The sequence below is a fragment of the Bacillus sp. FJAT-44742 genome (genome assembly GCF_002797315.1).
GTDB classification, from domain to species: domain Bacteria; phylum Bacillota; class Bacilli; order Bacillales; family Marinococcaceae; genus Thalassorhabdus; species Thalassorhabdus alkalitolerans.
In genome coordinates this window covers 233,078-257,950 of sequence record NZ_KZ454936.1, presented here as the reverse complement: position 1 = coordinate 257,950, position 24,873 = coordinate 233,078, and the positions used below count along the sequence as shown (strand labels likewise).

Genomic DNA, 24,873 nt, shown 5'->3' with positions numbered 1-24,873 from the left:
TCCCTCCTAATTTGAGATTGAAGGCAAGAAAGTAGAAATTTCCGGTATATAGCTGATGATCAGCACATTTATTATGAGTACAATCAAGAAAGGAATGACCGCCCAAGCTATCCGCTCTAAGGTAGTGTTTGCTATTTGGGCTGCTACAAATAGGTTGACACCTACTGGTGGTGTAACCATTCCTACAGCCAAGTTTACAACCATAATAATACCAAAATGAACCGGATCAATTCCCATAGTCATAGCTACAGGCACTAAGATTGGAGCCAAAATAATAATTGCGGCTGAAGTTTCAAACACCATCCCCACAATAAGCAAGAACACATTTACAATCAATAGAAAGACAAGCGGACTTTCTGTGAATTGTGTGAACTGTTCTGCGATTGTTTGAGGCACTCGCTGCCTAGTTAGTATATAAGCAAATACACCGGCATTTGCAATAATAATCATGATAATAGCCGTTGTAATAGAGGACTTTATGAAAATATTCATAAGATTTTTTACAGTAATTTCTCTATACACAAAGAATCCTACAATAAATGCATAGACTACAGCTACACCCGCAGCTTCTGTTGGAGTAAAGATCCCCCCATAGATACCCCCAAGAATAATAACCGGCATCATTAATGCTAATAATGCGTCCTTAAAAGCAACGCCTTTTTCTTTCCAATTTGAACTTTCCCCGCCTTTGTAATCTCTCATTTTAGAAATGATATAAACAGTAATAAGCAATAAAATGCCTAACATTACTCCAGGAAGGATACCTGCCAGAAACAAACTACCAATTGAAACCTGAGCTGTTACTCCATATAAAATCAGAGGGATACTTGGCGGAATAATAACCCCAATTCCCCCAGAAACAGCCTGGACAGAAGCAGCAAAATCCTTGTGATACCCTTTTGCAATCATGGCTGGAATCAAAATAGAACCAATCGCGGCAACTGTTGCTGGACTTGAACCAGAAATAGCTGCAAAGAACATTGAGGTGACAACGACAACTGCTGCTAAGCCACCCTTCATTTCACCAACAATCACATTAGCAAAATTAATCAAACGTCGTGAAATACCTCCTGTTTCCATTAAGCTTCCCGCAAGTATAAAAAACGGTATGGCCAGTAATGGAAAAAGGTCTAACGCATTAAACATCCTTTGCACAATACTCTCTAGTGGCATAGTTCCCGATAACCATATAGCCACTGTTGATGATATTCCTAATGCAAATGCAATGGGAACACTAAACATGAACAACAGGATGAGTGTAATAACTAGGATTGTGACCAATTAACTCATTCCTTTCTAAACATCTCAATAAGTACTGCAACACTATTTAAAAGCATAAAGAAGGCTCCTATAGGCATTGCTGCATAGGCCCATACCATTGAGATCCTCATTGCAGGAGAACGTTGATTGCTTACAGATTCTAAAACGTTTATCCCTTTATACATGATGAAAATAAAGAACACCATACAAACTATGTAAGAAAAAACTTTTAGAATTCTGTGTATTGTTTCTGGAAATCGTTCTACAAACATTTCTATCCCAATTAAGCTTTTTTCCCTTAAAGCTACTGCTGCACCTAAAAAAACCACCCAGACCATCAGGTACCGTAAAAGCTCTTCTGACCAAGAAAGAGAGGTTCCCAGTACGTATCTAGAAAATACCTGGTAGGCAATAATTACTGCCATAGAACCTAGTGTAATTCCTATGACGTATTTAATTACCCAATTTATATAATCAATACCACGAACGATTATACTCACATTCAGTCACTACCTTTCAAAAAGGGGGCCGAGTAAGAAACACTCGCCCCACAATTTCTTCCCTTTTCCTTACTCGTGATTTTGAATTGACTCAATAAGGTCTTCTCCAAACACGTCACTATACTTGTCGTAAACTGGCTGTACTGCATCAATAAACGGCTCTAGCTCAACATCTTCAATAATTTCCATACCTTCATCTTCTAAGCTTTCAATGTACTCTTCTTCCATGCGTTGAACAATCTCTCTCTCTAACTCAGCACCCTCTTGAGCCACTTCACGGAGGATTTCTTGTAAGTCTTCAGGCATGCTGTTGTAGACTTCTTCTGAGATAACTAGAATTGATGGATTGTATACATGGCCTGTAAGGGACAAATAGTCTTGAACTTCATAAAACCTAGAGGTTTGAATTACAGGTATAGGATTTTCTTGTCCGTCAACCACTCCTTGTTGGAGTGCTGTAAACAATTCACCAAAAGCCATAGGTGTTGGGTCAGCGTCCATAGCCCGGAAAGCATCCATATGAATATCATTTTCCATTGTTCTTAGCGAAAGACCGGCTAGGTCTTCAGGTGTTTCTACTGGACCATCGCTATTTGTTACATGACGGAAACCATTTTCCCACCATGCAAGTCCGATTAACCCTGTTGGTTCAAGCTTTTCTAGTAATTCTTGTCCAATTTCCCCATCCAGAACTCCATGTGCGTGATCATGATCACGGAATAGGAATGGCAAGTCAACAACTGTAACTTCTTCAGCAAATCCACTCATAGGACCAGTAGAAGTCAATACCATTTCTTGGTTTCCAAGTTGAACGCTTTCTATCATATCTCTTTCGCCGCCAAGGGCACTGTCAGGAAATAACTCTACTTCAATTCTGCCATCACTACGCTCTTCTATCATATCCTGAAACTCTAATAATGCTTCTTGGTAATGGGAAGTATCGGCTAAAGTGTGCCCTATTGCAAGGGTATAGGTTTCTTCCCCGTTTCCGTTTCCGTTTCCGTCTCCGCTTGCCTCTGTGTTTCCATCATCTCCATTACCTCCACATGCAGACAGAGATACAGCTCCTAGTACTAGTGCACTACCTACTAACCATCTTTTTTTCATCGTACTAATCCTCCTTGGTTGTTTATAATATTAATAGCTTTTAATAATGAATCTTCTTTACCAAAACCTCCGGCCTTAGTGACAACGATCATCCCTTTATATGCTCCTTTTGGAACTATGCATATTGGGATGCCCTCATCTAGACGACCTACAATATTTAATGTATCTATATTTGCAGAACAACATGTTTGATAAGCTATGTCTCCGCCAGTTAGAAAAATACCGTTAATTTTATGTTTTGATAATAAATAACTTCCTAGCGTTCCAAGCCCTTTCGCAATAAGATTTCCAATATATGAGTATTTGCTTAAATATTTTGTCCACTCTTCTGAATTACTGCTTTGAGTTTGGACAGAAAATACCGATATGTCTTTAATTTGTTCTAACTCATGCAAGGAACAAGGTTCTACCTCTTTCAACCCTAGCTTTGTCAAACTTAGAGGGTCTAGAGTTGTGATAGAGGTCCCGCTTCTTTCTGCGTAATTCACTTGTAAGTTACTTGCTTCATTTTGGCTTCCAACAATCCCTAAGAACCTACCATCATCAAGAGCAAGGTCCTTATTATCTTGCGATGAAGGATTATGGAAATTTAATTTGCTTTTTAAGACCCTTGCTAACGAATTAGCCAAGCCAGCTGATCCAACCCAAAAAATTCTCTCTTGGACAGCAAGACTAGCAGCAGCAATGCAATCAAGGTCTTTTTGCTCCCTTGTATCAAAAGATAGTAATTTTACTCCGTCTCTTTTCGCTTGATAAATCTCTTTTTGTATTTCATCTAAAGAGAAACCGCTTTCAAATCCAACATGACGAGTTAATTGTTTAGATTGACTTTCTAATAACTTCTTGACCGATGAGGTTTCTATAGGAAATTGTTTATCTTTTGCAAACTGGGTTTCATGCAGAGGCACTTCTTTTACGTACTGTACTCCCGACCTAATAACCCTTCCATTAACGGGGTACGATGGAGCTATAATAGCTAAATCAAACTTTCCTTTTTCAATTAAGGCATCTATTTCTACTCCAATATGTCCCCTGAAAGTAGAATCTACTTTTTTATAAACGATAGATTCCGAGTCTATTAGTTTCGTTGAGAATTGCTCAAAACATTTTCTTGCCTCTTCCTCACTTTTCGAACGGGTCTCTAAATTTAAAACGTTTACCCAGTTCTCTTTAAGAGTAGCTCTTTCCGAATTAACTACCACTCTGGTTGAAAACCCTTGTTCAAAGAATTGCAACCCTGTATCATTTGCTCCTGTTAAATCATCTGCTAGTACTGTGATACTCTCAATAAGTCGCTCCTCCTTTCTAGGAACATGGTATTGATTGTTGAGTGAATATCTAAATTATAACGCTTACATGTTTAATATTTCAATAGTATTTATTTTTTAAATTGTTTCATTTTTAAACACTTTGGTTCTTTATGTCCATTTCTTTTAATTTCCTCCATAAAGTAGTCCTATTCACTCCTAGTTTTTTTGCCACTCTAGATTGGTTAAAATTTTCAAGTTTCATAACCAATAGGATAGCTTCCTTTTCAATCTCTTCTAACGTTTTACCAGTTATGTTTACTGCTGAATTTGTTGAACTTTTCGCTTTTGTCTCCTTGTGATCCAATTGTTGCAGGATATCCTTAACGTCTGTGTTCTCGATAAATGGCCCGTTACTAACCAAACACATTTGATAAATAATGTTTTTTAATTGCGTTACGTTACCAGGCCAATCGTACTCTAGCAAAAAAGTCTTCACTTCATTACTTAATCCTACAATTTGTTTGCCTAACTTCTTATTGGAAGACGCAATGAACCAGCGAATTAAATCATTTATATCTTCTTCTCTCTCTCTTAAAGAGGGCACAGTTATACTAAATGATTTCAAAGATCTATACAAATTTTCATTTAATAGTCCTTCATTTACTAAAATATCTAAGGGTATAGTGTTGGACACTATTATCCGGAAACTTTCATTAGAAGAGTTATATACTAATTCTTTTCCTGCATGTGTTAGGAACTTCGATTGGAGGCTGCTTGGCATAGAACCAATTTCTTTAATAAATAAAGTGCCACCTTTTGCTCTCTCTACCGCTCCTGAACGAGGATAAGCACCCTTGTCCCTGCCAAATAAAATTTCATCTAGTTCCTCAGCATTGGAACCCCGACAAGATACCGTAACAAATCCTCCTGTCCTAGAGCTTTCATTATGGATGGCTTGCGCTAACACTGTTTTCCCACTGCCGTGTTCTCCATAAATAAGAAGTGGCAGGTTTGATTTGCTTAATTTTTTCGCGGAGCTAATTACATGACTCATTTTTTCAGAGTTAGCAACGACATGATTAAAGTGAGTGTATGGTTGGCTATAATTAACTACTCTTCCTCTTTTTCTTTGTATTCCAAGAGCAGCAGGTGAAGGTTTTACGAACACAAAGACAGCAATGACCACTGACTTCTCTACAACTGGTACCTTTCGTACATGTATCGCCCTTCCATTGTATGGTATTTCTAATTCCTCCGTCTTTTGCTGTAATGATGTCTGGCTAATATCCAGAAAGGAGGATACCTTATTTATATTCTTGTGCAGAAGAGTGTCTGGCTCCACTCCCAAAAGAGTACATGCTTTAGAGTTTGCTTGTATGCATTCTCCTGATCTGCTCGTTAGAAAAACACCTTCCTCTATGTTACTCACAAGAGTTAACAGCTTCCTGACTTCTAATCTTTGATAATAAAATACTTCCTCAGCCTCTTCTATAGCTTCTATACATGCCTCTTTTCCACTATTAATCAAGACACCGTGAAGTCCCATCTTTTCCGCTTCAGTGGTTGATATTACATCACCAATAATTACTTGCACGCCATCCTTCCAAGCTTTATCAAGCTCTTTTTTTATATCACTTTGTGTATTGATAGGTAAAAATGTAAGGTCAATATCTAGCAATTTACTTATTGAATCGGCACCATGAATTACATTAAAATAACTCATGATTCCAATTTTCCCCTGATACCCTTTCATTAGAGCCACTGTTCTCAAAATGTCATATCCTGTAATATTTATGTTGATTACAGGTAAGGAGCAGTTTTCACGAATCATTTTTGCTGTTGCTCCCCTGCTAATAATAATATTGTACCCATTTGATTCTGCTGCTTTTGCTAACTCTACCCCATCCTCTAGATTACCAATTTGAATATCAATGTTTTTGTTATGCTCTTGCTTAACTTCGTTAAATACATCGGCTAACCCAGAGTAGGGAGCTATGACTAGGATTTTTTCCATTTCTTTCACCCTGTTTCATTATTCAACATGTGTTAGTAACATATTACAACACCTTCACAGGATATGAAAGGGCTTTCTTTTATTGACTAAATCTAAAACGGAAAAATCAGTTATTCCGCTTTAGATGTTAGATCCTGTTCCCTGACTACACAGGCCTCTTTTATTGAGCTTTCTTGCTAGGTGTAGACTTTTTCTTTCCTGATTTCTTTTTGGTTTTACTTTCCTTATTCTTATCTACGGATCTTTGGAGAGCTTCCATTAAGTCCGTAACGTTAGAAGGTTCTTCTTTTTCTGTGCGAGTTACTACATCTTTTCCGGCTCTTTTTGCTTCTATTAATTCTTGGAGTTTCTTACGGTAATCGTCCTCATATTTACCTGGCTCAAATGTGGTTGTCAGCTGATCGATTAGTAAACTGGCTGTATCCAGCTCTTTTTTCGTAATATTATCCTCGGCTGGAATGTTAGGAACTTCTTCTGCATTTCTGACTTCATCGGGAAAATGTATCGTTTCCATTAAAAGAGTATTGTTGTACTCGCGGATGACAGCCATCTGCTCTTTAGAGCGAATGATGATTTTGGCCAGGCCTACACGGCCGGATTCCTTAAGGGATTTCCTTAATAAAGAGTATGCTTTAGCCCCTCCATCATTTGGTGACATAAAATAACTTCTATTAAAGTAGACGGGATCGATCTCATCTATATTTATGAAATCCACAATTTCTACTGCTTTTTCTTCATTTGGCTTTCTTATTTCTTTAAGCTCTTTCTCCTCAAACACAACAAATTTCCCATCTGTAATTTCATACCCTTTCACAACTTCTTCCGTATTGACTTCTTCCTCACATACTGGACATACCTTTTCATACTTGATGGGTGTATGACATTTTTTATGAAGAGTCCTTAATGAGATGTCTTTATTTTCTGTTGCTGCATGAAGTTTGATTGGTATGTTAACTAGTCCAAAGCTTATACTTCCCTTCCAGATTGTATGCACAAATACGCCCCCTTCTTTTTTGCGTTATTTTGCACCAGAAGGATATCAATCCATTCATTAATCCATAATAAATATCATATCCTCATCCATCATGATGATTCAGTTACTTTATCGTTGAAGGTGATTAGTAATGAAGATAATGCTTCCTGTCCTTTACAAAGACCTGCCAGAAAGCACTCAGTGGGCTTACGAGGTGAAGTATGACGGCTTTCGAGCTCAGTTACATTGGTCCTCGCATAAGCAGTATTCTTTCATAAGCAGAACCGGTAAAGATTTATCAAAATTATTTCCAGAGATCATTGATTTTTTGTCAGCTAATGACAAAACTTTAACATCCCACTCTCCTTTTTTGTTAGATGGAGAAATTTCCGTTCTAGGAAACGATGGGAAATCACTTTTTTCAGAAGTCCAAAAAAGAGGAAGAATGAGATCAGCGAATTCTATCCAAAAAGCAGTAATACTGCGTCCGGTTTACTTTCTCGCTTTTGACTTATTAATTTACCGAGGCTCTTCGATTACCGATTCTCCTTATGAGAAAAGAAAAAAGAAACTGGAAGATTTTTTTCAAGAAGCAGACTTTCCGACATGCCCTACAATGACCTTTACCAGGCTTCTCCAGTCCATACCTTCCCAGAGCCGAAAAGAAGCTCTGCACCAGGTACTCGAATGCCAAGGCGAAGGAATTGTAGCAAAACACAAAAAAAGCAAGTGGGAGAAGAATCGTTCAAACAACTGGGTGAAATGGAAAAATTGGCGTCTGGTTAAATGCTTTATTACAGGATACAATTCAGAAAATCAGTACTACGATATCGGTGTATTCAAGGGAGAAGAAGTGTATAAAGCTGGTTCTTTTCTTCATGGGTTAGGAAAGAAGGACAAAGAGATTCTAAACCAGATTATTAAGAAAAACGGCTATCATCATAATAAAAATATGTATGCTATTTCTCCCTCTATTTGTGTAGAAGTTAACTACTTAGAGAGAGGAGAACAGGAACTAAGAGAACCATATTTCAACCGTTTTTTACTGGATTCAGAGCCTGAAGAGTGTACGTATGAACAAATGCTGTTAGATGAGATCCAGCTTCCTCAAAACGTCCCAGTTACCAGTATAGACAAGCCCTTGTGGAGCACTCCTCTCATCCTGAAAATGGATTACCTTCGTTATATGAGAGAGATCGCTCCTTTACTGCTTCCCTATTTAAAGGGAAGGCTTCTTACAGTCATTCGTTACCCCCATGGAATGTATGGCGAAAGCTTTTATCAAAAACAATGCCCTGATTATGCCCCTGAGTACGTACAAACATCTAATCATGAAGGAACTTCTTTTATTGTCTGTAACTCTGCAGAAACATTGTTATGGTTAAGCAATCAGCTCGCTATCGAGTATCATGTGCCTTTTCAAACAGTCCACTCAGATTTTGTAAGTGAAATCGTTTTTGACCTGGACCCTCCCTCCCGGGAATTCTTTTCCTTGGCAGTAAAAGCAGCGAAAGAGTTAAAAAGAATCTTTGATACCCTTCAGCTCACAAGCTTTGTGAAGTTTTCAGGAAATAAAGGTCTTCAAGTATATCTTCCTTTAGAAAAGGAATCTTTCACTTGGGAAGACACTGAACAGTTCAATTCGTTTATCGCAGCATTCCTTGTTAAACAATCTCCAGAATTATTTACCATAGAGCGCTTAAAAAAGAATAGGGGTAACAAGCTTTATGTTGATTATATTCAACATCGCAAAGGGAAAACCATTATTGCTCCGTACTCTCTCAGAGGCAATCAATCAGCTCTTGTGGCTGCTCCCCTTTTTTGGGAGGAAGTTGAAGAAGGACTTGATGTAGAAAGCTTTACCATGGAGAAAGTCATACAAAGAATAAAGAGACAAGGGTGCCCCTTTTCTCATTTTTTCGAAACAAATAACAGCTCATTAAAAAAAATCATTACCGATTTGAAGTCAACAGGCCATGTCTTTTAAAATAAGCTTCATCCTTTGTGGTCTTTTGACATATTTCTCGGGAAATAATCTCTCTTTTTTTACCTTGCAATCGTTCAATCTTTTATTGTGAATCTATCCTCCCTATGATAACTTCAAAGGGTATGACAAATATTATAGGGAGGGAAAGTTATATGAGTAGAAAAGAAATTGAAGACAGAATTCAAATGTTGAAGGTAGATTACATAAGGGTGCAAGGAGATATTGAAAAGTTGGAATCCGTAGGACGTGGTGTGGAAAAGGCCGAAAGCCAGCTCACTGAAATTGAACAAGAGCTGACTGACCTAAATCATAAACTGACTGCTCTTATTTAATACAAGTCTATAGTATTGGTGAAAGCAGTCTTGCGATGGACTCTTTAAACTTAATCCAGACTGATCTTTTAGCATAGAGTTCCTTTGTTAATTCCCTGGAGTCTTTAATGTCATTTTCAAAGGCTAAGGCAAGTTCTTTTGACGTTTGAGCATTGTATAAAAAAGCATTTACTTCAAAATTAAGCCGAAAACTTCTCACGTCTATATTTGCCGTGCCAACAGAGCTTACCTTTCCATCCACAACAAGTGTTTTCGCATGAATAAATCCTTTTTCATAAATAAAAACCCTGGCCCCAGCTTTAAGCATCTCAAATATATAGGAGTATGTAGCCCAATATACAAATGGGTGATCAGGTTTATTTGGAATCATAATAGATACATCTTTTCCAGAGAGTGCAGCGATTCTTAAAGTGTCAAGTAAGCTTGCATCGGGGATGAAATACGGTGTCTGAATATATATAGATTTGCGGGCGGAATGAATCATTTTAATATACCCATTTTTTATTTGCTCCCATTCAGAATCCGGTCCGCTAGAAACAATTTGGGCAGCTACATCCCCTGCTGGTTTTTTTGGGGGAAAATACCGATCTTGATAATTAATTGAAGCACTCTTGGATGCCTGGTTCCAATCCAGAATGAACCTGGTTTGAATCGCATTTACAGCCTCACCTTTGAGCTTCAAGTGAGTATCACGCCAATAACCAAATTTCTTACTTAGCCCTAAATATTCATCCCCAACGTTAAACCCTCCGACATAACCAATTTCCCCATCAATAATAACAAGCTTTCGGTGATTTCTATAGTTTAAGCGAAGGTTAATAAACGGGATGCGCGACGGAAAGAAAATCCCCACTTCCCCACCAGCTTGTGTCATCGCTTTAAAATCTTTTTTCGTAAGGAGCCTAGATCCCATGTCATCATATAAAACGCGTACCTTTACCCCTTCTTCTGCCTTTTTTGCTAGGGCATCGATGATCTGTCCTCCCAGTCCATCATTACGAAAGATATAATATTGAAGATGAATGTGGTCTTTTGCCTGTTCAATATCTTTTAAAAGAGAAGCGAACTTTTCTTCTCCATCCAAAAAAATATCAACGCTGTTCCCTTCTGTTAAGACAGCATCATTATTTATCAAATGCATGTAGATAAGGTTTCGATAATCATTAACGTATGATTCTTTAAAGAAGAAATCAGGATTTCGGATGTTAGCTGTTTGATTGTTAATTAGGTCCTCTATCCCTATTTTCTTAATATCATCCCAGTCAAACAATCTTTTTCGGCTTAAGTTCTGGCCGAAGATAAGGTACAAAATAAATCCAGCCACTGGGACAAAGAAAAGAATCAGTACCCAGGCCCAAGTGGCCCCAGCATCTCTTCTTTCTATGAAGATAACCACAGCTGCAAAGATAATATTTAATAAATAGAGAATCCCTAATAAAATTGTTACTATATCCATATACTATCCCTGCCTTTTAATGGTAGGTTTTTTATTCCTCAACCCCCATATTTTATCATTTACAACTATATATATATAGCCATTTGATCATTCCCTTTTTTTCTTTCTTGATAGTATATTCATAGAAAAAGCTAAACATAATAAAATAGCCTTGATATCCAGGTCTCCAGATAAGCAAGGCTTTGAGTTACAGGATTATTCAGTTAGTTCGAATGTCTCTATCTTTGTATCACCGTCTATAGAATAGGAATCAGGTGAATCATTTACATAAATAACAACAAAGACTGCCACAAGTGCGAAAAGAAAACCAACAAGAATGCGTTGAAACAAAGCACTTCTCTCCCTTACTAATACTTTTGCCCTTCATTATTATAGTTGATAAAAGCCCATCGTACTATTCTTTTTTTCCTCACTTTCTAAAATATTCTTCTTGTTATTCCATTGACTTGAGTTCAGTCTCTTTTAAGGTTCGATAAAATACTTTACTAATTCATCTTTCCCCTGGGGATTCTCTGGTTTTCTAATGATTTCAATACCGAATATCCCATATTCATTAAAGTCAACAAGACATTCTTGTTCATGCATTTCCTTTATTGGGGTATCCTTATCGAATTTCAATTCTACATATCGTTCTGCATCTTCCACACTTCCACTGAAAAGTGGATAGTCAATCTTTTTTATCTTTGGAATAGTAATAGACTCATGGTCTCTAACGGTTCTCATGAGCCGGTATCCCAACCATTTATTGTCTTCCGAATAAAGGAGGTAGCCATTTACATCTGGATAAGTACCTATAGGGAGGTCTTTTGAAGCTTTTCCTTGAAAATAAATATAAATAAGTTCATCTTCCATTGTTATTAGCATCTTGTTCCCTCCTTTTTCTATATTCTTTATGGTAAGTATATAACTAACAGAGATAAAACATGAAATATCCTGTATTTATCCTTTACTTTTCTTTTTACTGGTATCATCACGGTTTATAATTGCTGATTGCTAAAGAAAACACTCTATTCACTTGTGAGAAATCCTTTTTTAACAACCAAATATTTTTTGCTGATAATAAAAGGCTCCTGTTATATCCCAGGAGCCTTTGCTTCATTACTTTTCTTCCGTTTTTTCCATAGTTAAACCGGTAAAACCATATATGACGGCTATTATAGGGCAAAGCAAACAAAAGAACGCGTAAGGTAAATAACTCAGCACATCCACCTCAAGAACACTTGCCATAAACACCCCACTTACTCCATAAGGAATTAAAGCATTTATTACAGTCCCTCCGTTTTCTAACGCTCTTGAGAGGTTTTTTCTCTTTAGCCCAAGTTCTTCATACTGTTTTTCATAAGCTTTCCCAGTCAGAATCACTGACATGTATTGCTCCCCAAGAGTTATATTAATTCCCATTCCTGTAACCACGGTTGATAATACGAGACGCCCGGTTGAAGCCACTAAAGCCCGAATGGTTTCAAGAAGCTTTTCAATGATACCGAGTTTATTTAATAAGCCACCCATACTTAATGTTAATACTAATAGTGAAAGAGGCCACATCATGTCTTGAATACCGCCTCTTGTGAGCAAGGCATCAATTTGTTCATTTCCTGATTCAGCTGTGTAGCCATCCTGAATGAATGAAATATAGTTTTCGATCGTATATTGCGGCTGCATAATTAAAGCAATAAGAAAGGCAGCTGCAATCCCTGCTAACATTGTCGGCAAAGCTGGAGTTCTCTTTATAGCCAGAAGAATAATAACTACTGCAGGGAGTAAAGCAATCGGGCTGATAAGGGAAACCTCTGTTAGTTCAGCCATAAGTTCATTTACACCGGCAGTTTCTACCTCTGCTTCGGTTCTCCCAATTAATATGAATAACAACAGGCTGACACCAAAAGCAGGAACTGCAGTCCAGATCATATGTCTAATATGTTCAAACAAATCTACCCTTGTTACAGATGCAGCGAGATTTGTCGTATCTGAGAGCGGAGACATTTTATCTCCTACTAAAGCGCCAGAAACTACAGCGCCGGCCACCATGGCTAGATCAAAGCCAAGGAGGCTTCCCAATGCCATGAAGGAAACACCAATCGTTGAAGCTGTCGTAAAGGAGCTTCCTACGCATGCTCCCACTATGGCTGTAACAATAAATACGCTAGGAAGAAAATAGCTCACAGAGACAACTTGGAAGCTATAGTGAATCAACGTAGGTATAGTGCCAGAACTCATCCATATACTGATAAGCACGCCAATAAACATAAAGATTAACATAGGAATTATACCAGATGATACCCCTTCCACAATCCCTTCCTCTACCCTTTTCCAGGGTGCTTTCTTTATAAAAGCATATACAACCAAAAATACAAACGCTGTAAAAATAGGGACATGTGGAGGCGCCTCAAATACGATAAGAGCCGTTCCTATAAGTGATAGAATAACTAAAATGACCAATAATGCTTCTATTCTTGTAACTGATGGCAATTGTTTTTGATTTTCCATATTTACCTCCATTATCACTGCTTGAACGCTTTTATGCGTTGAAGCACAACGTTAAACATAATAGGAAATTCTTTTTTTGTCAAGACAGGACGGAAAAACAAAGACAAATATTAAAGAATAGGCGCTCCTTACTAATGAAATGTCATACGATAACAATAAGAGGTGAAAAGAAATGAAGTGGTACAAAAAAGCTCAATATTTAATTGGTGAACCTGTAGGGATTGCGTTAAAAAACGGACGAGGAACTTCTGGTATTCTCTGCAGTCTGGGAAACACAAAAATCTTTTTACTTGAATATAATAATGACCGCGAGTTTTCACTAAAGCAGTACTATTTTGATGATATTCATAATATCCATCCCTTCCCGCCAGTGCAGCACTTATCCTTTTCCAGCAAGCTTGTCCACTAATTTTAATATATCCTTTCTTATCACAATTAATTGTCCTTTTCTTTCTGCTTTTCATTCACTGTGTAAAACACTCATTTGTTTTTTGTATAAAATAGCCTGCCTGCCGGGCAGACTCTTACTAGATCCTTTTTTAATGCATTAAGCCTCCTTCGTCCATATAGTAAAGTCATGCAGATGGCTGCATCGGTACAGGTTGTACAATAAATCCCGCATGGATCCAATACATTAAGCCTTTTAATGAAAGACAGTACCTTCCTTACTTTCTATAGATAATTACTTTCCATCATTCCTTTATCGAGGGTTTGCTTTTTATTTATACATTCTGTTCGCTATTACGGGAATTTTGTCCTGTAAATTAGAAAACGTGAAATACGTTAAATTGGTTCATTTGTTCCTAATAATGAACAAATATGTTCTTTATATATTATATTCCTTCAATTTTCTCTGGTTTACTTTTTTCCCAAAAAGGAAATTGTTTTATATAATGAACAAATAACACCCTAACTGGAGGGGGGAAGATGATAGGTGAAAAGATTAAGGTCAGAAGAAAAGAAAAGGGGTTAACCCTTTCTGAGTTGGCAAACCGTACGAAGGTTTCTAAATCCTATTTAAGCTATATAGAAAGAGACCTGAAGAAGAATCCTTCTATTGATGTTCTTAAAAAGCTTTCCAGTGTATTAGACCTCTCTATTGAAGAATTGATAAATGAACAAGAGCTATACAACGAACATAGCGGGGAACACCTGGACGAAGAATGGCTTCAGCTTCTGCAGCAAGCCATTAAGTCAGGCATTACAAAAGAAGAGTTTAAGCAATTTCAGGATTTTGTGAAATACAAAGAATGGAGTAGTGAAAAAGATAAGAGATAATGGTTCATTTTTTTAGTCACAAAGCTACTGGAATCCTGGTTTCAGACTTGTTGTCCTGAAAAATTCTTTTTTTACCTGGGGCTGTTTTCAAAAGTAATCCTTTTGAAAACAGCCTTTTTTGGTTTCAATACACTGAAGACAAATAGAATAGAATAAGACCTGTGCCCGGCAACACCGGACATAGGCCTTATTGATCAGTATAAGAGAGTATTTCATTCTTAATCCAGTTTCGATTTACGTCTGAAAAATGCTCTTATTTCTTCAGGTGTCACTCCTTGAGACAATGCTTCCTGGATCAAAAAGACCCATTCTTTGTCAATTTTTGTATTAGCTTTACTATTCATTTCAGCACCACCTCAAATATAAGAAATATTTGAGTGCTTAGGCAGCCCAGCCATCCTAGTAAACACCTTAGACCTGTGACTTTGCGCACCTGCTTTTCAACAGGGATGCCTTGTCTTCAGCACATCCTGTAACATCTGGATTCTCGTTTTCAAAAGAGCGTATCAGTCAGAAAAACATTGTCCTACGTAAACACTTTTTTCTACTCTATCTTTAGGGTGGCTATCACTTACATCATCATCTTCTTCTCCTCCACCGGAAGTGAGTGTAAAAACTTCCTCACTTCTTCTACGGTATGCCCTTTGTCCCTGGCCTTTACAAGCAGCTCTATCCACTCTCTCCTATCAGGTGTTTGATTTTCCAGGTGATTCTTGCTCATTTTCATGCACCATCCTTACTTCCTAAATATGACCCCTCTTCAAGCAGATAATCTTATACAAACTGTATAAATTAACGAGATATTTAAGCGTTGGATAGAGATCAAAACTTTTGACGCACTCCTATGTTCTTGGATACTTCATACTATACAGTGGTCCTTTATGTAATTTCTGTAGAAAGCTGTCGCCTAAAATGTTTTTTTATTTTCTTTTTCTAACAATATTCCTCTTTATACCAACTTTTTTGCTAGCAATACTTGACAGCTTATCGGTTTTAAAGAAACCCTTTCTCCCCCGCGCCAGGGTAAAAAGCACTGTTACAGGCCCTTAAAGGCCCAACTTTCCTGCAAAGGCCAAAGAACCTCAATTGAAGAACTCTGTGAAAAACTGGTACGTGATTACATATCTACTCTGGGATCCAGACCACCATTTGATGCCTAATGCCTGCACAAATAGGCTGCTGAGAGAACTTTCTCAACAGCATTTATAAAGCTCATTTCCTTATCTTCGGGAGTTTCCTACTAAGAAAGAAAATTGTTTTGATATGACCTTGATTTCCACCGGTGTCTCAGCATAAATTTCACCGTCCATGTCTATCTTTTGAGGAACAGAGGTATCTAAATGCAGCGAAGAAGCCTGAAAATGTACGACCTGTGATTTATCCTGGTTCCATTCAAAGGTTCTTTTTGCAACAAGGAAATCCTTTAATAGCGGGAGTCCTGCCTCATATACAATAAAAACATCAAGTAGACCATCAGCAGGACTTATCGAGCCTCCTGGAATTTCCTGTCCGCCAAGATACTTTCCATTAGCCATCAGTATCATCACAGCTTCGTCTTCAACTACTTTCTCACCATGCTTTAAAACAAAAGAAAAAGTATTTCCCTCTGTTAAATGCTGGAATGCACTTAAGTAATAACCAGCTTTACCAAACATATTTTTTATATTTTCATTAACACTTTCCGAGGTATCTGATACCAGCCCCACCCCTAGAAAATTAGTAAATATCCGATCATCTGCCTGTCCAACATCTATATTTATAGGCTTGCTGTCATTCATTAACGCTTCAGCAGCTTTTTTTATATTTTGAGGAACGTTCAAAGATCTGGAGAAGTCATTAGCCGTCCCGCCTGGCAGCACTCCGATCACAGGAGAAGGGTTAATTTCCTTTAAGCCATTGAGACATTCATGAACAGTGCCATCTCCCCCATAAATCAGTACAAGGTCAACCTCGTTTCCATGCGCCTTGCATATTTCTTCTCCCTCTCCTTCTTCTTCTGTTTTAACAATGACCAGTTCTTTTATATGGAGCATGAAGGTGGAGATCGCTTCGTTAAGCTCATTTCCTATTTCTTTTTCACTTACGTTCCCTTTATACACAAGCAGGGCTTTTTTAAACATAACCTCCACTCACTTTCTAGGAGTATTCTTTATTCATTGGTAATATTATTAAGGTCATACCAGTATATCGTAAATAAACTGGGGATTACTCATTTTCCCCCTTGATATAATAAAAAAACACTTTATACCCAAAACTGGGGTATAAAGTGTTATTGGTTATTGATCTTCCATTTATTGAATTCTAAAAAATCTTTAAATTCTTCTTTAGACACACCAGATTCCATTGCCTCCTGAACAAGCTTCATCCACTCACTATCAAGCTCTTGTTCCATTTCCTCTGTCTCTTCCTTGAGTAAAAAATCTATTGGAATGTTTAATTGTTTAGAAATTTTTTCCAAAAACTGAATGGAAGGGTTAGTTTGGATGTTCCTTTCTATTGCGCTTAAATATGACTTGGCAACGCCTGCTTTTTCAGCAAGCTCTGTTAATGAAAGGTTCCTTTCTAACCGATATTTTTTAACGCGGTCACCAATCATCCTTCTAGTCTCCTTTATATATCTAGTCATGTTTTATATTATACCATCGAAATGATATATGTATGTTATAGTGAACAAAAAAGCCAAGAAAGACCTAGTAAAAAGGGATACCTTACCAATTATTTGTAAGTCTTATTTTTTAATATAGCACAATTATTTCAATATATCTTTACATACACCAAAAAAGCAGAAAACTAGTTTTCTGCTCTCCCCTAACAATAATTACCTGTATGATTTTTTTAAATGTCTGCCAGTGGCTAACATAATTATATTCAGCTTCCATTCTTCTCCATTACACTCTTTTTTCATTACGTTTTCTGCCTTTATCAGGAGAGCTTTAGTTACTTCTCTTTTATCCCCTATAAATAACCACGCTTCTTTTTGAGAAATATTATGGGTATTGTCTTCTATATATAAGGTTACTTCTTCATTTAGCTTTAGTTTTTTTGATATATGAATGGTGTAGAGAATCGGCAAAAAATTCAGCATATTATCAGTGAAGGCAGCTGTGGTAAGGAAGTAGGCTTTATGACTTGAAAAACAAGCAGAAGGGATCTGCTTCCAATAAAAATTAATGGTGTAAAGTACTTTGTTTATCGATGTTTTTTGGTTGTCCAGTATTGTTTCTATTATGCATTCAGCAGCTGTTTGAATAGAGAGTTCCGTAAGATGTGTATCTAAAACCAGATCCGTTCTCCTCATATCCTTTTACCTCCACTTTTGTTATTTCACCGCTTTTCCTTCATCAGGGGGCATTGCTCACAAAAGGAATCACAATGAGAAAGAGCTTTATATATCGAACACCAGGACCGTTTGGCATAACAAACTGGCACAGATTGTTTACTTGCTTTCTCTTTCAGTTTTTTAGATAAGTTGTGGTTAATAAAGTCTGTTAAGACAAGAATTAATTCGACGTGCTCCGGTATTTCTCTTTGCACTTGCTTAACCTTTCTCCCATTAATATGTATGATGTTTTTAACTCCCAGCTTTTGCAAATGGTCAGGGATGGCACCTAATCGATCTGCACCTACAATCATTAAAGCCTCCACGCTTCTCACTCTCCTTCAAATGAAATCTATTCTCAATTACATTCTAATTGATAAAGATTATCAATGTCAATTAATTGTTTGGTTTTATTGCTGCCTATTAGAGGAATTAAATTATTACCTTACTCTTTCTTCCAAGGAGGAATAACATTGGTTTATTCTTTACATGACTTTCAAGTGAAAGCAGTTTTTTTTAACGAGGACGGCAAGATCCCTAACAATCCTAAACTGCCTTTGCTCTATTACCCGATGGTGTTAGACGAAGATGACAGCATTATGGAAATTTTCGAGAGAAATAATTGGAGGAACAGCTGGACAGGCAGTGTTCTCCCTTATCACCATTATCACAGCAATTCACATGAGGTCCTGGGAGTACAAAAAGGCACAGCTGCTATTATGTTTGGTGGAGAACACGGGGAAGAGATGCACGTAAAAAGAGGAGATGTTGTGATTCTCCCTGCTGGATGCGGGCATAAAAAGCTGAAAGCAAGTACGGATTTTGAAGTAGTGGGGGCTTATCCAGATGGAAAAGATTATGATATGAAAACGCAGAAAGATCCTGTAAGTCAGGAAGTGTGGAATAATATAAAAGATGTAAAACTACCGAAGGCAGATCCAGTCTTTGGAAAGGATGGACCTCTAATTGAGCGGTGGCATCAAGATTAAAAAAGGATGTCTTGGTATTCAAGACATCCTCTGCTTTTATTATTTAGATTATACACGAACTACGTTAGCAGCTTGTGGTCCACGTTGTCCTTCAACGATCTCAAATTCAACCTCTTGTCCTTCATCTAAAGTTTTGAATCCTTCAGATTGAATAGCTGAAAAATGGACGAATACATCGTCTCCGCCTTCGCGCTCAATAAATCCAAAACCTTTTTCAGAATTAAACCATTTTACTTTGCCAGTCATGTTAACGGCCTCCTTAGATAATAAAAAAATTGCTTCAGTGAATACCAGGAAAACAAATCTTTTTACGTCCTTACTGAGGCCGATAAAAACTGTTTTACGATGTTACTCACTTTCGCCTTCTTAAATGTATCACACGAAGGAAGCGATTGCAAACTCAACTGGAAAATTTTTAATGTTGATGAACCCTCCTTATGCCAAGGGTTACGGGATTTCGACTTCACTTATTCCCCTGTATTCTACTGAGATGGATTTCCTCGTTTTCTATCGTTCGCTGAAGAAATCTTTAGCAAGAGGGACAACATAGCCGCTTCCACCACGACCTTCTACTTGCTCAAGCATCATGGTTACCATAATGTCTTCATCTTCATAATCAAACCCGACAAACCAGCCTAACTGCTCCCCATCTTCATCGTCGAGGGATTGTTTTAATTCAGCAGTGCCGGTTTTACCTGCCAGAGATATACCCTCTTCATAAATATCATGGGCGGTTCCACCTGAGTCTTCCACCACAGCAATTAAAGAATTCAAAATGGTTTCAGCTGTTGTTGGAGATATAATATCTTCCTTCCAGTATCTCCCGTCATCTCTTTTAAGCAATGTTGGTTCAACCATGCTTCCTTCGTGAAGAAAGGCTGTATAAACAGCTGAAAGGTGCACTGGGTTTGTCAGTACTTCTCCTTGCCCATACCCTGTGTCTGACAATAAGGCTTCGGCATCTATTTCATCATTTGAAAGTCTTGAAGAATATACCGGATACTCGAAAGAAAGAGTTTCTTCAAATGCAAAGTCTTCTATACGGTCTTGAAAAGCCTCTTCACCTATTCTTAATGCTTGCTGAGCAAAATAAATGTTATCAGAGTAAAGCATTGCCCGGCGTAAATCGACTTCCTCTATATCCTCATTCACTCTCGTTACACGATAGCTTCCCCAATCTTCTCTTTCCTGCCAGTGTTCACCTTCAATGGTTATTACTTCATCAGGATGCAAGGTTCCTTCTTCAATGCCTATGGCTGCTGTCACAGGTTTAAATACTGAACCGGGTGAATAACGCTGGCCAAACCGGTTTAAAAAAGGTTCATCTTCATTTTCCTGCCACTCTTCCCACTGCTCGCTGCTAACACCGAGACTCATGAGGTTGGGATCATAGGATGGTGTATTGTACATAGCTAATACTTCTCCCGTTGCAGGATTCATAATAACTCCCGTGCCTGTTTCTCCTTCCAGACTTTCCGATAGCTGCTTTTGCAAAGAAGTATCCACACTCAATTCAAAGGTCTCCCCTGCTTCTGCCTCTTTCTTTAAAACAGCCTCTTTGACTTCGTCATTTTCATTGAGGATTTTAATCCTTGCTCCGACTTCTCCCCGAAGTTCTTCTTCCCATACCGCTTCTAGACCGGATTTACCAATTCTTGAGTTTTCGTGGTATCCTTTCCATTCGCTTTCTTCTAATTCCTCAGCAGTAATTCCTCCAGTATATCCAGTTACATGGGCAGCCATTTCTCCCATTGGATACTCTCTTCCTTCTTCCCTAGTAATTCCAACGCCCGGAATATCTAATAATTCACTTTCACGGTCATCTTCTACAGGTATGTCTTTTATGGGGACACTTAAATGGTCCTCTACCCAGCTTTGATTTAACAGTTCCTCAATTCTTTCCTCTGTAAGGTCAAGAATACCTGCCAGCTCTTGAATTCCTTGGTCTTGATCTTCCATCCGTTCAGGCACGACATACACGCTGGCCACCTCACCATTTACAGCAAGCCCATTTCCATTTCTGTCAAGGATTTCTCCCCTGTCAGGGGTTTCAATCTCAGCTTTCACCCGCTCCTTTTCTGATGCAAGGCCTAAAAACAAATGTTCATAATCCCAGTCAACAAGCCAGGATATACCCTCATCTCCCTCTTCCTTTACAAGGGTCACTTCACTCTCGTAAGAAAGGTCTCCAGCTATTGTCTCCATAGTAATAATTACGGGGTAGGTCAGACTTTCCATTTCTCTCAGCTCATCGTCTTCCAGTTCGTGGCTTTCATAAGTAAAAGATAGATCCTGTTGCTCAATACTCGTATGTATGTTACTTGCATAGGCAGTAAATTCATCTTCTGTTAACACTAATTCATTGCTGCCATTTATTAATTCATAGATTTCCTCATACTCATATGTTTCATGGGCATGAATATAATCATTTAAAAAAGACTCAGGATCAGGTACTTCCTCTGAGCACGCTGCGCATAACACTATTAGAATAGTAAACATCAGAAAACGGCAGACCTTCAACGTAATACCTCCTTTTTTTCCATTTCTCGGCTTATTTTAACATTTTTCTACTATTTGTTGTTAGATAGGTCTCTATTTTATGTACGAGGAAAAGAAAAGAGCATATCTTTCCCTCTTTTTTGCCGATTAAAGAGAAATAGTGTTAAGGAATTCTTTGAAGCCTGGGACTCTCTCAATATCTTCCTTTTGAATCACTTCTATCATTTTTATTACGATCTCCTGGTTTACATCCTCTCTTTGTTGAAAGGGGATAAGCCTTAGTGAACTTTTTATTTTTGGCTCAAAGCGATATATAATTTGTTGTATAGCTTCTTGGTCACTTTTTTGTGCTTTTTCTACTAGACGATAGATTTCAGTCATTTTTCTTATCTCCTTCCTTTCGAATATCAGCTCTCAATTCATACATTGCTGCTTCCCATTTTAATAAACGGTGTTCAAGACGCAACAGCAAGAACAACGATACAATGATGGGAAAGCCGAAGTTGGCGAGTGCATGGATGAGCATAGGAACCTCCTCAACCACCCCAATACTAACAACCCCCTTTAATTGAGACCTTTAATTTTTTTAATATCCTATTTCTCTTTTTTGAGATTGCCTGTTGAGAAACACTCAGCCTTTTTGCAATTTCTTTATCGGTATATCCATATGCATAATAATCTCGCAGCACAAGTTTCTCTTGTTTTTTCAATTTCGACAGTCCTTCTATTAAAGAAGGGGAGGATATTGCGTCATCCAGATTCTTTGAATAATCAAATACACGCTGGTCATCCTCCGCATTTTCATCCTTTACAAAGTCTATGAGCAAAAGCTCACCGTCTTCTTCTTGACCAGCCTTCTGAAGCAAATATAATGCGTTCCTCTCTCGGTGCTGCTTTTCTTTCTTTCCGTGACCCAGAGCTGTCCAATAAATGCATTTGGATAAATATTTAATAAAACGAATCTCACCATAATGAAGCTGAAATTCCTTATTTAAATTACTTTCATTTTCTTTTGTTGGAAAACAGACTGCTTCCCTCAAAAGCTCCCATCTCTCGATGTCATTTATGAAAGATTTAAACACGGGATTTTTAAATGCATTTTGGTATTTGTATTGAAAGGTCAGCCATTTTTCGCATGCTTCTTTGCAGCTTGCACATGATTGTTCTTTCATCTTATCACCACCTCTCTTTACTAATTAAAAGTCATTTCCCAATAAAAATTACAACTTTAAAGGGAACATGTGTTCTTATTTTATTTTAAGGTTTTTTATTTTTCAAAGGGCTAAAGACATGGGAATAGTTTGCCGACGAAGCTGGATGCAAAAAAAGCCCTGTTATTCCGAAGGTATCGAAATAACAGGATCATTGATTAAAAGGGAAAAGTCGAGCAACATTGCCTTTTATCTCCCTTCTCTATTTTTCTCAACATTTTCCTTATTTATAAACTCCAGTATATTATATAAAGTAGTTAAAACGGGCGCTTCTATCCCAAGCTCTTTACTTTTCTCCACAAAGTAACCACAGAGCGGATATACTTCCATCGGCTTTCCTTTTTCAAAGTCCTGTAGCATAGAAGTCTTATGTTTTCTTACTGTTTCCGCACTTTTGAAAACATTTCTGACCGTTTTCTCCGAGACAGGATACCCTTTTTTTTCACTGATTAAGGCAGCTTCTTTCAGGACACTGTCACAAGTGTTTCTTAATAGGGGGTCGTCTAATAGGTCACTAACCTTTCCTCCTGTAATAGCAGATAAAGGATTGAACGTAAGATTCCATAAGCTCTTTTCCCATTTCTTAGCCATAATATCTTCTGACCGTACACAGCTGATCCCTGCCGCTTTCCATTCATCAACAATGTTTTCAAGTAATTGATTGTTATCCTGATCCAAAGCACCAAGATGGAATTTATGAGGCCCATGCTGAGCTACTTTTCCCGGCTCTCTTATACCGGCAGATAAATAGGCCGAGGCTGGAAGGATCTTATCTTTCCCGAATGCTTCAGACAACTGTTCTTCATTGCTGACTCCATTTTGAAGAGTGATAATCCGTGTGTCCTTATTCACATATGGTTTCACCTTTTCAATAATACTGGCCATCTCTGTACCCTTCACGCCCAGTATCCAGGTATCTGCAGAAGAAATGTCGTGCATATCACTGCTAAACTCCCTATCTACCGTAAAGGTCTGCTCATCTCTTTCTACCGTTAGTCCTTCTTCTTTCATGGCTTCTAAATGGCTTCCACGGGCTATAAAGGTTACGCTTCTGCCAGCATGCTTCAGTAATCCACCAATAAAGCTTCCTACTGCACCTGCACCAATGACGGCATAGTTCATTCTTATCCCTCCATTATGTATAATTCCTTCTATATGATTCGTTTATAAAATAACAATATTATACCAGCACCTAACTGTACAGTTTAATGGAACATATATACTGCCCATGATTGATAAAGAGATAATTAGGCTATAACACTAGAAAGAAACATTCTGGGCTCACTGGGGGGACTTACTAAATGTACCTTAAATACACGCGCTCTTTAATGAAACGATTTGCTGACCATGATTTAATAAGTTTAGGTGCCCAGTGCGCTTATTTCCTGCTCTTATCTTTGTTTCCTTTCCTGATTTTCATTGTTACCCTTCTTACTTACCTCCCATTTACGTTTCAAGACGTCTACAATCTTCTGGAGGAAGATTATGTACCTCCTGAAGTGCTCGGTATTGTGGAGAATCAATGGGAAGTATTAACAGCCCACCAAAACACAGGGCTATTATCTTTTAGTATTATTTTTACTATATGGACAGCTTCTCTTGCTTTGAATTCAATTTTGCGAACGTTAAATCTTGCTTATCATGTCACAGAAAGAAGAGGAATGATCAAAGCCCGTGTCGTTTCCATTTCTTTAACCATAAGCATGTTTTTGGTTGTTCTGACCGCCCTGGTAGTTCAAGTAATCGGGAGCAACCTCCTCGAATATATCGAAATAGAGCCAGTCATTTTGGACTACGATGTTCTCCGATGGCTGGTAAGTTCAGTCATTTTGTTCATTGTTTTCTCCATTTTATATCTGGTTGGTCCAAACACCAGGCTAAAGATAAAAGAAGTGTATACAGGAGCCATATTTGCTACAGTAGGGTGGCAGTTAACCTCTTTGGGTTTTTCCTATTACCTCAATAACTTTGCTAATTATACTGCCACCTATGGAAGTATTGGAGCTGTTATCGCTCTTATGGTCTGGTTTCACCTTTCCTCGGTGATCATTTTGTTTGGCGGAGAAATAAATGCTGCAAGAAAAGAAGATTTCACTTAAGCTTTGGCTCGGACAGCTTCGTTTTCACTGCTGCCTGTTTCCGCAGTAAAGAATGACCGGACAGCTGACCAGCTGCTATGAGCGTACAAAACAGCTCCATTTACAACCATGA

Annotated in this window: 28 protein-coding genes and 1 riboswitch; of the genes, 6 read left to right on the top strand and 22 right to left on the bottom strand. The window is 37.9% G+C overall.

The window, feature by feature from the left end:
- Positions 1-6: 6 nt before the first annotated feature.
- The 6 genes from CEF17_RS01220 to ku form a co-directional block, all read right to left on the bottom strand.
- Positions 7-1,281 (bottom strand): TRAP transporter large permease, encoded by a 1,275-nt coding sequence (locus tag CEF17_RS01220; protein WP_083465550.1) that lies wholly within the window; start codon positions 1,279-1,281, stop codon positions 7-9.
- A gap of 5 nt (positions 1,282-1,286) precedes the next feature.
- Positions 1,287-1,760 (bottom strand): TRAP transporter small permease, encoded by a 474-nt coding sequence (locus tag CEF17_RS01215; RefSeq protein ID WP_232725383.1) that lies wholly within the window; start codon positions 1,758-1,760, stop codon positions 1,287-1,289.
- 69 nt (positions 1,761-1,829) lie between these two features.
- Positions 1,830-2,867, bottom strand: coding sequence for a TRAP transporter substrate-binding protein (locus CEF17_RS01210; RefSeq protein WP_100397952.1), 1,038 nt, complete (start codon positions 2,865-2,867; stop codon positions 1,830-1,832).
- Positions 2,864-4,147, bottom strand: a complete 1,284-nt coding sequence (locus CEF17_RS01205) for a four-carbon acid sugar kinase family protein (protein WP_269799469.1) — start codon at positions 4,145-4,147, stop codon at positions 2,864-2,866. The genes CEF17_RS01210 and CEF17_RS01205 overlap by 4 nt, the downstream gene beginning before the upstream one ends.
- 121 nt (positions 4,148-4,268) lie before the next feature.
- Positions 4,269-6,131 carry a sigma-54-dependent Fis family transcriptional regulator gene (locus CEF17_RS01200; RefSeq protein ID WP_100397950.1) on the bottom strand — a complete coding sequence of 621 codons (1,863 nt, stop codon included), beginning with the start codon at positions 6,129-6,131 and terminating at the stop codon, positions 4,269-4,271.
- A gap of 160 nt (positions 6,132-6,291) precedes the next feature.
- A complete protein-coding gene (gene ku, locus CEF17_RS01195) occupies positions 6,292-7,125 on the bottom strand; it encodes a non-homologous end joining protein Ku (RefSeq protein WP_100397949.1) in 834 nt (277 codons plus the stop codon).
- 130 nt (positions 7,126-7,255) lie between these two features.
- Between ku and CEF17_RS01190 the strand changes: the two genes are divergently transcribed.
- Together CEF17_RS01190 and CEF17_RS01185 are read left to right on the top strand one after the other, a co-directional pair.
- Positions 7,256-9,091, top strand: a complete 1,836-nt coding sequence (locus CEF17_RS01190; RefSeq protein ID WP_100397948.1) for a DNA ligase D — start codon at positions 7,256-7,258, stop codon at positions 9,089-9,091.
- A 152-nt stretch (positions 9,092-9,243) separates the two neighbouring features.
- Entirely contained in the window at positions 9,244-9,423 is a 180-nt protein-coding gene (locus tag CEF17_RS01185; protein WP_054637259.1) for an SE1832 family protein, read from the top strand.
- A gap of 7 nt (positions 9,424-9,430) precedes the next feature.
- On the opposite strand, the gene cls is transcribed toward CEF17_RS01185, so the two are convergent.
- From cls to nhaC, 4 genes are all read right to left on the bottom strand, one after another.
- Entirely contained in the window at positions 9,431-10,879 is a 1,449-nt protein-coding gene (gene cls, locus CEF17_RS01180; protein WP_100397947.1) for a cardiolipin synthase, read from the bottom strand.
- A 195-nt stretch (positions 10,880-11,074) separates the two neighbouring features.
- Positions 11,075-11,209, bottom strand: coding sequence for a hypothetical protein (locus CEF17_RS20795; protein ID WP_269799433.1), 135 nt, complete (start codon positions 11,207-11,209; stop codon positions 11,075-11,077).
- A 132-nt stretch (positions 11,210-11,341) separates the two neighbouring features.
- On the bottom strand, positions 11,342-11,743 hold the full coding sequence (locus tag CEF17_RS01175; RefSeq protein WP_100397946.1) for a hypothetical protein: 402 nt from the start codon (positions 11,741-11,743) through the stop codon (positions 11,342-11,344).
- Positions 11,744-11,977: 234 nt separating this feature from the next.
- Positions 11,978-13,366, bottom strand: a complete 1,389-nt coding sequence (nhaC, locus tag CEF17_RS01170) for a Na+/H+ antiporter NhaC (RefSeq protein ID WP_100397945.1) — start codon at positions 13,364-13,366, stop codon at positions 11,978-11,980.
- A 172-nt stretch (positions 13,367-13,538) separates the two neighbouring features.
- On the opposite strand from nhaC, the gene CEF17_RS01165 reads away from it, so the two are divergent.
- Positions 13,539-13,775, top strand: coding sequence for a hypothetical protein (locus tag CEF17_RS01165; RefSeq protein WP_100397944.1), 237 nt, complete (start codon positions 13,539-13,541; stop codon positions 13,773-13,775).
- A gap of 518 nt (positions 13,776-14,293) precedes the next feature.
- The gene (locus CEF17_RS01160; RefSeq protein WP_100397943.1) at positions 14,294-14,644 is read left to right on the top strand and encodes a helix-turn-helix domain-containing protein; all 351 of its coding nucleotides are present in this window, start codon (positions 14,294-14,296) and stop codon (positions 14,642-14,644) included.
- A gap of 218 nt (positions 14,645-14,862) precedes the next feature.
- Here the strand turns inward: CEF17_RS01160 and CEF17_RS01155 are convergent, their stop codons facing one another.
- From CEF17_RS01155 to CEF17_RS01135, 6 genes are all read right to left on the bottom strand, one after another.
- Positions 14,863-14,988, bottom strand: a complete 126-nt coding sequence (locus CEF17_RS01155) for an anti-repressor SinI family protein (protein ID WP_100397942.1) — start codon at positions 14,986-14,988, stop codon at positions 14,863-14,865.
- 37 nt (positions 14,989-15,025) lie between these two features.
- A riboswitch (cyclic di-GMP riboswitch) is annotated at positions 15,026-15,108 on the bottom strand.
- 107 nt (positions 15,109-15,215) lie between these two features.
- Complete coding sequence (locus tag CEF17_RS20225) at positions 15,216-15,365, bottom strand: hypothetical protein (RefSeq protein ID WP_198509028.1); 150 nt, start codon at positions 15,363-15,365, stop codon at positions 15,216-15,218.
- Between the two features lie 499 nt (positions 15,366-15,864).
- Complete coding sequence (locus CEF17_RS01150) at positions 15,865-16,764, bottom strand: diacylglycerol/lipid kinase family protein (protein ID WP_100397941.1); 900 nt, start codon at positions 16,762-16,764, stop codon at positions 15,865-15,867.
- A 149-nt stretch (positions 16,765-16,913) separates the two neighbouring features.
- On the bottom strand, positions 16,914-17,240 hold the full coding sequence (locus tag CEF17_RS01145) for a helix-turn-helix domain-containing protein (RefSeq protein ID WP_100397940.1): 327 nt from the start codon (positions 17,238-17,240) through the stop codon (positions 16,914-16,916).
- Positions 17,241-17,462: 222 nt separating this feature from the next.
- The gene (locus CEF17_RS01140) at positions 17,463-17,942 is read right to left on the bottom strand and encodes a hypothetical protein (protein ID WP_100397939.1); all 480 of its coding nucleotides are present in this window, start codon (positions 17,940-17,942) and stop codon (positions 17,463-17,465) included.
- Between the two features lie 26 nt (positions 17,943-17,968).
- The gene (locus CEF17_RS01135) at positions 17,969-18,289 is read right to left on the bottom strand and encodes a DUF2325 domain-containing protein (RefSeq protein ID WP_100397938.1); all 321 of its coding nucleotides are present in this window, start codon (positions 18,287-18,289) and stop codon (positions 17,969-17,971) included.
- A gap of 147 nt (positions 18,290-18,436) precedes the next feature.
- On the opposite strand from CEF17_RS01135, the gene CEF17_RS01130 reads away from it, so the two are divergent.
- Positions 18,437-18,952, top strand: a complete 516-nt coding sequence (locus tag CEF17_RS01130; RefSeq protein ID WP_232725382.1) for a cupin domain-containing protein — start codon at positions 18,437-18,439, stop codon at positions 18,950-18,952.
- Between the two features lie 48 nt (positions 18,953-19,000).
- Here the strand turns inward: CEF17_RS01130 and CEF17_RS01125 are convergent, their stop codons facing one another.
- The 6 genes from CEF17_RS01125 to CEF17_RS01100 all read right to left on the bottom strand — a co-directional run bounded on the left by CEF17_RS01125 (position 19,001) and on the right by CEF17_RS01100 (position 23,784).
- Entirely contained in the window at positions 19,001-19,198 is a 198-nt protein-coding gene (locus tag CEF17_RS01125; protein ID WP_054637248.1) for a cold shock domain-containing protein, read from the bottom strand.
- A gap of 261 nt (positions 19,199-19,459) precedes the next feature.
- On the bottom strand, positions 19,460-21,451 hold the full coding sequence (locus CEF17_RS01120) for a peptidoglycan D,D-transpeptidase FtsI family protein (RefSeq protein ID WP_232725381.1): 1,992 nt from the start codon (positions 21,449-21,451) through the stop codon (positions 19,460-19,462).
- Positions 21,452-21,598: 147 nt separating this feature from the next.
- The gene (locus CEF17_RS01115) at positions 21,599-21,832 is read right to left on the bottom strand and encodes a helix-turn-helix domain-containing protein (protein ID WP_100397935.1); all 234 of its coding nucleotides are present in this window, start codon (positions 21,830-21,832) and stop codon (positions 21,599-21,601) included.
- Positions 21,825-21,977: a YvrJ family protein gene (locus tag CEF17_RS01110; protein WP_100397934.1), complete on the bottom strand. Its 153-nt coding sequence runs from the start codon at positions 21,975-21,977 to the stop codon at positions 21,825-21,827. The genes CEF17_RS01115 and CEF17_RS01110 overlap by 8 nt, the downstream gene beginning before the upstream one ends.
- Before the next feature lie 25 nt (positions 21,978-22,002).
- A complete protein-coding gene (locus CEF17_RS01105) occupies positions 22,003-22,623 on the bottom strand; it encodes a helix-turn-helix transcriptional regulator (RefSeq protein ID WP_100397933.1) in 621 nt (206 codons plus the stop codon).
- A gap of 228 nt (positions 22,624-22,851) precedes the next feature.
- Positions 22,852-23,784 (bottom strand): ketopantoate reductase family protein, encoded by a 933-nt coding sequence (locus tag CEF17_RS01100; protein WP_100397932.1) that lies wholly within the window; start codon positions 23,782-23,784, stop codon positions 22,852-22,854.
- 179 nt (positions 23,785-23,963) lie between these two features.
- Between CEF17_RS01100 and CEF17_RS01095 the strand changes: the two genes are divergently transcribed.
- Positions 23,964-24,761 carry a YihY/virulence factor BrkB family protein gene (locus CEF17_RS01095; protein ID WP_100397931.1) on the top strand — a complete coding sequence of 266 codons (798 nt, stop codon included), beginning with the start codon at positions 23,964-23,966 and terminating at the stop codon, positions 24,759-24,761.
- Positions 24,762-24,873: the final 112 nt, after the last annotated feature.

Excerpts from the sequence above, each read along its gene's own strand:
- CEF17_RS01150 (WP_100397941.1), bottom strand. The coding sequence starts at position 16,764 with ATGTTTAAAAAAGCCCTGCTTGTGTATAAAGGGAACGTAAGTGAAAAA.
- nhaC (WP_100397945.1), bottom strand. The coding sequence starts at position 13,366 with ATGGAAAATCAAAAACAATTGCCATCAGTTACAAGAATAGAAGCATTA.
- cls (WP_100397947.1), bottom strand. The coding sequence starts at position 10,879 with ATGGATATAGTAACAATTTTATTAGGGATTCTCTATTTATTAAATATT.
- CEF17_RS01105 (WP_100397933.1), bottom strand. The coding sequence starts at position 22,623 with ATGAAAGAACAATCATGTGCAAGCTGCAAAGAAGCATGCGAAAAATGG.
- CEF17_RS01175 (WP_100397946.1), bottom strand. The coding sequence starts at position 11,743 with ATGCTAATAACAATGGAAGATGAACTTATTTATATTTATTTTCAAGGA.
- CEF17_RS01160 (WP_100397943.1), top strand. The coding sequence starts at position 14,294 with ATGATAGGTGAAAAGATTAAGGTCAGAAGAAAAGAAAAGGGGTTAACC.
- CEF17_RS01095 (WP_100397931.1), top strand. The coding sequence starts at position 23,964 with ATGTACCTTAAATACACGCGCTCTTTAATGAAACGATTTGCTGACCAT.
- CEF17_RS01120 (WP_232725381.1), bottom strand. The coding sequence starts at position 21,451 with ATGTTTACTATTCTAATAGTGTTATGCGCAGCGTGCTCAGAGGAAGTA.
- CEF17_RS01165 (WP_100397944.1), top strand. The coding sequence starts at position 13,539 with ATGAAGTGGTACAAAAAAGCTCAATATTTAATTGGTGAACCTGTAGGG.
- CEF17_RS01190 (WP_100397948.1), top strand. The coding sequence starts at position 7,256 with ATGAAGATAATGCTTCCTGTCCTTTACAAAGACCTGCCAGAAAGCACT.
- CEF17_RS20225 (WP_198509028.1), bottom strand. The coding sequence starts at position 15,365 with ATGAGCAAGAATCACCTGGAAAATCAAACACCTGATAGGAGAGAGTGG.
- CEF17_RS01185 (WP_054637259.1), top strand. The coding sequence starts at position 9,244 with ATGAGTAGAAAAGAAATTGAAGACAGAATTCAAATGTTGAAGGTAGAT.
- CEF17_RS01140 (WP_100397939.1), bottom strand. The coding sequence starts at position 17,942 with ATGAGGAGAACGGATCTGGTTTTAGATACACATCTTACGGAACTCTCT.
- CEF17_RS01115 (WP_100397935.1), bottom strand. The coding sequence starts at position 21,832 with ATGACTGAAATCTATCGTCTAGTAGAAAAAGCACAAAAAAGTGACCAA.
- CEF17_RS01155 (WP_100397942.1), bottom strand. The coding sequence starts at position 14,988 with ATGAATAGTAAAGCTAATACAAAAATTGACAAAGAATGGGTCTTTTTG.
- CEF17_RS01200 (WP_100397950.1), bottom strand. The coding sequence starts at position 6,131 with ATGGAAAAAATCCTAGTCATAGCTCCCTACTCTGGGTTAGCCGATGTA.
- CEF17_RS01125 (WP_054637248.1), bottom strand. The coding sequence starts at position 19,198 with ATGACTGGCAAAGTAAAATGGTTTAATTCTGAAAAAGGTTTTGGATTT.
- CEF17_RS01145 (WP_100397940.1), bottom strand. The coding sequence starts at position 17,240 with ATGATTGGTGACCGCGTTAAAAAATATCGGTTAGAAAGGAACCTTTCA.
- CEF17_RS01100 (WP_100397932.1), bottom strand. The coding sequence starts at position 23,784 with ATGAACTATGCCGTCATTGGTGCAGGTGCAGTAGGAAGCTTTATTGGT.
- CEF17_RS01110 (WP_100397934.1), bottom strand. The coding sequence starts at position 21,977 with ATGCTCATCCATGCACTCGCCAACTTCGGCTTTCCCATCATTGTATCG.
- CEF17_RS01210 (WP_100397952.1), bottom strand. The coding sequence starts at position 2,867 with ATGAAAAAAAGATGGTTAGTAGGTAGTGCACTAGTACTAGGAGCTGTA.